Source organism: Pseudomonas sp. 05T35 (assembly GCF_056396605.1).
The window spans coordinates 1-4,832 of sequence record NZ_JBFTLU010000352.1 but is presented as its reverse complement, the minus strand read 5'-3'; the positions used below and the strand labels follow the sequence as shown (position 1 = coordinate 4,832).

3 protein-coding genes and 1 pseudogene are annotated in these 4,832 nt (G+C 60.9%); 1 reads left to right on the top strand and 3 read right to left on the bottom strand.

Translation table 11 applies throughout. The annotated features are described in order from the left end of the window. Nucleotides 1-532, top strand: a pseudogene (locus AC1DH9_RS22405) (hypothetical protein); the annotation flags it as partial. 18 nt (nucleotides 533-550) lie between these two features. Here AC1DH9_RS22405 and AC1DH9_RS22400 read toward each other — a convergent pair. The 3 genes from AC1DH9_RS22400 to AC1DH9_RS22390 form a co-directional block, all read right to left on the bottom strand. Continuing rightward, nucleotides 551-2,191 carry a BatD family protein gene (locus tag AC1DH9_RS22400; protein ID WP_427537485.1) on the bottom strand — a complete coding sequence of 547 codons (1,641 nt, stop codon included), beginning with the start codon at nucleotides 2,189-2,191 and terminating at the stop codon, nucleotides 551-553. Then, nucleotides 2,188-3,939, bottom strand: coding sequence for a VWA domain-containing protein (locus AC1DH9_RS22395; RefSeq protein ID WP_427537482.1), 1,752 nt, complete (start codon nucleotides 3,937-3,939; stop codon nucleotides 2,188-2,190). Before AC1DH9_RS22395 ends, AC1DH9_RS22400 begins: the two co-directional genes overlap by 4 nt. Continuing rightward, on the bottom strand, nucleotides 3,936-4,832 hold an 897-nt coding region (locus AC1DH9_RS22390; RefSeq protein ID WP_477808804.1), incomplete at its 5' end, for a vWA domain-containing protein. The genes AC1DH9_RS22395 and AC1DH9_RS22390, both read right to left, overlap by 4 nt.

Genomic DNA, 4,832 nt, shown 5'->3' with positions numbered 1-4,832 from the left:
CTATAAAACCAATCCACCTCGCAGGGACATTTCCGGTTCCGGTGAACCTGACAGGTTCCATGCCAGTGATGTTGCCAGATACCAATATGAATTGGTCGCCAGCCAGCGTAGCTTTTTTGGCAAGCTACCTTCCGTGATCAAACGAGAGAATGTCATGAGTTACATCGCTCTCGCTAATACGGTGAGCACTGGGAATGATGGGAAAGACTTGATGAATGTTTTTTTTACCAAGACGCCTAATGGAAAAAGCACGATGCGGATAATGGAAGACTTCGATCTTGAACCCGTTAGCGTGGAAAGAATTAAAGGGCCAGAGGGGAGGATTGATTTTCTGATTCGTGTGCAGCCCAAAACGATCAAATTGTCGGCTCGACAGGCGAATGAGGTGGACAGTGAGACATCTGTCCAAAATAGCCATGAACCACCTGAAAATTCACGTTACTTCGAGGCGGATATATTGAAAGGCTCCATTCGCAGAGGGTCCATAGATATGGAACGAGTGGAGCGCAGGGATAGTTACCGGCGATTCTGAAAATACCACCATCATCTTTTACTTCGGATACAGCGGCGGCAAACCACTGTCACCGACCGGATCATGAACCCGTTCGGCAATCGGGATGGCGCGGATCGCGCGCCAGAGTTCTTCGCCTTGCCAGTAATGCCCGGTTTCGCTGTAGAGCGCGCCGTTCAAGCCGTCGAGTGCGTCGGACAGCGGTACGAAGCGTGCAGCCATGTCGGCCAGGGTTTCCGGCTGTTGGCGGGCCCAGGCGTCGAGCGCCTGGCGGGTGGCTTGAGGGTCGTTGGCCTGGCAGGCTCGCTTGAGGTCGTCGAGTAGCGTGCGCGGGCTCGGGCCCGTTTGCGCGGCGCGCAGAATCGCCGGCTGCCAACGCGCACGCCACCACAGGCCGAAGCCAAGCAAGGTGGTGCAGGCGAGGATCAAGGTGCTGAGCTTCCAGTACCAGAGTGCTTCATTGCCGAGCACTACGGTAGCCGGCACGTTGCCCGCTGGAGCGTCGACCATCAGGCTCGGGTTGTTTACGGCGTTCAGGGTGCGAGCGGGCAGGCTGCTGCGCTCCAGATGATCTTGAAGGGTGTTCCACCAGACCACTTCCACGGGCGGCAATTCGATCTGCCCGATGCGAGTGGGCACCAGTGCTTCACGGTCTTCGCGGATGCCGATCAACCCCCGGTCACTGGGTTGATTGCTCAATTGTGGCTGATCGGGATAACGCCGCAATCCGCTGGTTTCAGTGGCGGGCAGGGGCGGCAGTTGCGAGCTGGCCAGGCCTTCGGCTTTCAGGGTCAGGCTGCGGGTCATGGAGTCGCCCACTTGAACGTGATCAGGCGCAGGGTTCCAGCTTTCACTGAGACTCAGGCTACGCGCGGGTAGCCAAGGGGCGTCGGCGGGATACTCGATCGGTTTGGGCTTGACGGTCAGGTTGAGCCCGGTGGAACTCACGCGAATCAGTTTGCCCGCTTTTGGCCCTTGCGGGGCCGGCTCCTGAGCGGGTTGCGTTTCCGCCAGGGTGGCGCTGAACATCTGTGCGGGAATCGTCAGCAGGCCACTGTGTTGCGGGTAAATTGCGTACCGCCGTTCGATCACACCGTGGCGCAGGTCATTGATGACTTTTTCGTAAGTGCGCGACTCACCGAGTTGTTCGACGCGCGCATCGGGGATTTGCAGCGGGGTCAGGCTGCTGTCGTCATACAGCGACACCGAATGATAGATGCGCAAGGTCAGAATCGCCTGGGCCTGCACGTACACGGTGTCCTGATCGAGGCTGGTCTCGATGAACACGGGCGCCAGTTTGTCTGCGCTGTCCTGCTTTTCGCTTTCGACTACCTGCAAGTTGATCGGCTGGCTTTTGGACTCGCCGAGCGGCAGCGGAGGGATCACCAGCGTGCCGTTGTGCCGGGGCAGGAGGGTGATGATCCAGCGGGTGGTGGCGTGGCTGTCGTCGCCCAGGGTGGTGAGCTGGTTGACCTGGCGGGTGCCGCGAACCTCGAACAGCGGGTCGAGTGCGCTCAGGTCAGGTTTGCCGAACTGCGTGACATCACTGGATTCGAGGGTCAGTTCGACCGTCTCGCCGGAATTCACGCGGCTGCGATCGATGCTGGCAACCAGCCCCGCAGCCTGGGCACCCACGGTCCAGAGCGAAAGGCTGAGCAATAGAACGGTGAAGCGGGTCATCGAGTTTTTCCCTGATCCTGATGTTGTTGCTGTTCGTACCAGAATTTACGTCTAAGCAATTCGCCCGGCTCATCCGGGATTTTACGCAGCCATTGCTCCAGGGCCTGCCGGTGCTCGTCGTCGAAGTTGGCGTCGGCAGTGCGGATCGGCGGTGTGCTGCGTTGTTCGTCGCCCAGCTCACTGCCCGGCACGTCATTATTGCCCGGTTGTGGCGGGCTGTCCGTCTGGTTTTCGCTATTGGTGTCGTTGCGCGATTGCGCGGTTTGCGTGTCGGTTTTTTGCTCGTCAGCGGTCGAGGTTTGTGTCGACGCACCCGGTGGTGGGGGTTGCTGGGTTTGCGGGTGCTCTTCGCCGTCGGTTTTATCGGGCTCATTGGGTGGGGTGGGGGCTTTTTGTTTGATCAACGCTTCTACCAGCGCTTTGTTGGTCTGCGCCGGACGTAAATCAGGTTGCAGCTCAAGGGCCTGTTCATAGGCATCGACGGCAGCTTCCAGTTCACCGCTTTTAGCCAGGGCGTTGCCGCGATTGTAGTGTGCGCGGGCGTCGTTGCCTTCGGCGAAACGCTCGGCGGCAGCGGCATACTCACCGGCCTCATACAGCGCTACGCCTTGCCATTGCCGGTCCTGAAAACGCTGCGCGGCCTCCGCGGGCTGGTGTTGCTTGAGCAAGTGCAGGCCCTGTTGGTCCGGGCGCAGCCAAAGATCGTTGAACTCGAAGGCGTAACTCGGTTGCGGCAGCATGAACAGCAATGGCAGGCAGAACAACCAGCCTCGGCGTCCTGCGCAGGCCGTCAGCAGCAACAGCGGCAGTAACAGCCAATAGCCCTGATCGGCCCAGGTATCGAGGCGCAGGGTCTGGCCATCGTTACGCACGCTATGCGGGCTATCGAGCAGCCCGAGACCACGCAGGTCGCTGTCGTCCAGTTGCGCTTGCCGGTAACGCCCATCCATTTCGCTGGCAAAGGCTTTCAGGCTCGGCCCGTCGAGACGCGGTACGAGGATCGCGCCTTGTGCATCCTTGAGGAAACTGCCGTGTTCGTCAGCGATCGGTGCGCCTTGCGGGGTGCCGATGCCGAGCATCAACCATTGCGGTGCCTGACCGCGCAGGGCCTGACGAATACCCTGGCGCTCCTGTTCGCTGAGGGATGAGCCAATCAGCAGAATCCGGCCCTGGCCGAGGGCGCCGCGGTTGAGTAATGTCAGCGCCTTGGTCACGGCCAGATCGGCGCGATGACCGGGCTCGGGCATGATCGACGGTTTCAGCGCTTCCAGCAGGTTGCTGCTGGTGGCCAGGTCGTCCGAGAGCGGCACCAGCGTATGCGCGCTGCCGGCATAGACGACGATGGCGGTTTGYGCGTTACTGCGCACCTGCAACAGGTCGAGCAGCTTGCGCCGGGCCTGTTCAAGACGGGTGGACGGCACGTCGGTGGCGAGCATTTCCGGGGTCAGTTCAAGCAGAACCACCAAGGGGTCGGCAGGTTTCTGCGCGGATTGTTCAACCCGTTCCCAACTCGGTCCCAATAACGCCAATACCGCCAGAACCCAGGCCAGGCCCAGGGCAACCCACGGCAACTTGCTTTCACGTCCGTTGCCACCGCTGAGCAGGACGGCATGGAAGGCCGGCGGCAGGATCATCTGCCAGCGACCCGCGCGTTTTTTCCGGTGCCAGAGTTGCCACAGCAACCAGCCCAATAGCGGCAGCAACAGCAGCCACCAGGGGCGGAACCAATACGGCCAGAGCGCAATCATCGGCGCCTCCGCAGACGCAGGCGTTTAAGCCGCTGGCGCCAGTCAGGGTGCTGTTGCAGAAAATTCGAGCGGGTGAAAAAACGTTGCAACGGGTTGTCTGGCCAGCGTTCGCGGATCACCAGCAACAGACTCATCAGCAACGCGGCGGCCAGCGGCCAACTGTACAGCGCTTGCGCCGGGCGAGCCTGGGTCGGTTGTTGAGTCACAGGTTCCAGTTGATCGAGGGTCTTCTTGATCTCCAGCAATTCCTTGCCATCACGCGCACGGAAGTAGCGCCCACCGGTAGCCTCGGCGATGGCTTTCAAGGCGGGTTCATCAAGGTCCATGGTCGGGTTTCCTGCCAGAAAAGCCAGGGGGCCGGCTTGCTCAGGATCGGCGCCAATGCCGATCGGGTAGATTTTCACGCCTTCTTCGGCGGCCAGTCTTGCCGCGGTCAGCGGATCGATTTCACCGCCATTGTTGGCGCCGTCGGTGACCAGAATCAGCACGCGGCTTTGTGCCGGGCGTTGGCGCAAGCGCTTCAAGGCCAGGCCGATGGCGTCGCCAATGGCGGTGTTCTTGCCGGCAATGCCGATCCGCGCTTCGTCAAGCCAGATACGCACGGTGCGCCGGTCGAACGTCAGCGGTGCTTGCAGATACGCCTGGCTGCCGAACAGGATCAGGCCGACGCGATCGCCATCGCGCCCTTCAAGGAAGTCACCGAGCAAGTGTTTGACCAGTGTCAGGCGGCTGACGTCTTCGTCTTGCCACTCCATGTCGGGGAAATCCATGGAGCCGGAAACATCGACGGCCACCAGCAAGTCGCGCCCACTGGCGGCAATCGGCAGCGGTTCGCCGAGCCATTGCGGGCGTGCGGCGGCGATCAACAGCAGCAGCCAGAGCAGGATGAACGG